Genomic DNA, 2,405 nt, shown 5'->3' with positions numbered 1-2,405 from the left:
ATTTTAAAAGAGATTCGGGAGCGGTTGGGCTTTCTTGTCAATGTAGGCTTGGATTATCTGACGCTCGATCGGGCTGCGGCGACCTTATCCGGCGGCGAGGGACAACGGATCAGATTAGCCACGCAGATCGGGTCCGGCCTGGTCGGCGTGTTATACATCTTGGACGAACCTTCCATCGGGTTGCACCAACGCGACAATCGCCGGTTATTACAGACCTTGCTCAGATTACGGGATCTCGGCAATACGGTGGTGGTCGTCGAACATGATGCCGAGACGATGCAGGCCGCCGATCATCTTCTCGATATGGGTCCCGGCGCCGGATCGAATGGGGGGCATGTCATCGCGCAAGGGACGCCTCAACAGGTCATGGGCGATCCCAACTCGCTGACAGGCCAATTCCTGCGTGGCGCGCAGACTGTGTCCGTGCCGCAACGGCAGCGGAAGGCGAGGGGAATGCTGTCGGTCATTGGAGCGCAGAAGCATAATTTAAAAAATGTGACTGCCCGCATCCCTTTGGGACTCTTCACTTGCGTGACGGGGGTGTCCGGATCAGGCAAAAGCACTCTCGTGCTGGAGGTTCTGTTCCACTCGCTTTCGCAGCTGCTCTACCACAAGAAGCCGAAGATCGACGGATGTAAAGAGCTGAAGGGCGTCGATGCGCTCGACAAAGTCATCGACATCGACCAATCGCCCATAGGGCGTACCCCTCGATCCAATCCGGCCACCTATACGGGCTTGTTCGGTTACATCCGCGATCTCTATTCCAATCTTCCTGAGTCGCGAGTCCGTGGCTACAAGCCAGGAAGGTACAGCTTCAATGTGAAGGGAGGGCGGTGTGAAGCGTGTCAGGGAGACGGACTCATCAAGATCGAAATGCATTTCTTGCCCGATGTGTATGTGACGTGCGAGGTATGCAAGGGGCAACGCTACAACCGCGAAACGCTGGAGATTCTGCATAAGGGCAAGAGCATCGCCGATGTGCTGAACATGACGGTGGATGATGCATTGGAGTTTTTCCAGCATATCCCATTGATTAAGGCCAAATTGCAAACGCTCCATGATGTCGGACTGCACTATGTGAAGCTGGGACAATCCGCGACGACGCTCTCCGGTGGGGAGGCGCAGCGGGTAAAGCTGTCACGTGAGCTTTCCAAGCGAGCAACCGGCCGCACGATGTACATCCTCGATGAACCGACCACGGGACTTCATTTCGCCGATGTGCAGCGATTGCTGGATGTGCTGGATCGGCTCGTGGAAGCCGGGAATACCGTGCTGGTCATCGAACACAATCTTGATGTGATCAAGAATGCCGATTGGATTATCGACCTGGGGCCGGAGGGCGGCGACCGAGGCGGCGAGATCGTGGCTGAAGGACCGCCGAAAGAAATTGCGAAGACGAAGCGATCGTATACGGGACAGGTGTTAAGAGAAGCGGGGCTGTAAGGGCGGATCGTTCAAAAGTCGGCAGAATGTAATGGACAGTGGTTGCAACTTGTCTCATACGCATAGCCGAGTGCGATTCTGAAGCGCGATAAGAATCGCATGCCATCGCACTCGGCACTTTCCTCCGCTACATCTCACCACAACAAGTGCGGCCGGATGCGTTCTCTCAATCTGGACAATCTGCTTCACTTTTTGTCAGCTCTCTCCTTGCATCTCGATGAGTCCTTCCGGTAATTGATCATTTCTTTTCCGGTGCTCGAATTCACGAGACAATACAACATTGCCTATAGCAGGAGGGACGCGCCCGATGCAGACTGTTGCGTTGCTGACGATTTCGAACGTGTTCATGACATTCGCTTGGTACGGCCATTTGAAGTTCAAAGAATATCCTTTGTTCACGGTGATCCTGGCGAGTTGGGGGATTGCCTTTATCGAATATTGCTTTCAAGTGCCTGCCAACCGCATCGGTCACGCCCAGTTCAGTGCGGCGCAGCTCAAGACGATTCAAGAGGTCATCACACTGGTCGTGTTCTCGATTTTCTCCGTCGTCTACCTGAAAGAAGCGATGAAGTGGAACTATGTGGTCGGGTTCGGGCTTATCGTCGTGGCGGTGTTCATCATCTTCAAAGAATGGTAACGACCGACAAGCTCACGTCGATGTCTTGCCTCCCAAATCACAATTTGATTTTCCTCTACACCTAACGAGGTCCTGATCCTTCTGGTCGATGAGCAGTTCTACGTCCGCTTGCAGCCCGTCATTTAGGCCACTACAATATCGCGCAACTCATCCCGCCCTTTAAGTGAAGGGAGGCATTGGTATGCCAAAGGCGAAGAAAATAGTTTCCAACGAGAAGATAGAAAATGCCTTGAGGAAATCCATCCCGACACCCTCGCCTGCTCCGTCGGCTGCGGAAGATTTTGAAAAGCTCGGCGTTTTTTATCTGGGACGACCGTATGATTTT

General features: G+C 53.6%; 2 protein-coding genes. Both read left to right on the top strand.

Going from position 1 to position 2,405, the window contains the following annotated elements; genetic code table 11:
- Window positions 1-1,443 (top strand): excinuclease ABC subunit UvrA (gene uvrA, locus ACOSYY_RS05675; RefSeq protein ID WP_421661295.1); only part of this gene is annotated, 1,443 nt, incomplete at its 5' end.
- Window positions 1,444-1,750: 307 nt separating this feature from the next.
- Window positions 1,751-2,080: a DMT family protein gene (locus ACOSYY_RS05670; RefSeq protein WP_421661294.1), complete on the top strand. Its 330-nt coding sequence runs from the start codon at window positions 1,751-1,753 to the stop codon at window positions 2,078-2,080.
- Window positions 2,081-2,405 lie beyond the last annotated feature (325 nt).

This window comes from Nitrospira sp. BLG_2, assembly GCF_049222245.1.
The sequence above is the reverse complement of the archived record's forward strand: the minus strand, read 5'-3'. Positions and strand labels throughout refer to the sequence as shown.

Bases quoted from the DNA above. Each gene is read 5' to 3' on its own strand.
- ACOSYY_RS05670 (WP_421661294.1), top strand. From the start codon at position 1,751: ATGCAGACTGTTGCGTTGCTGACGATTTCGAACGTGTTCATGACATTC.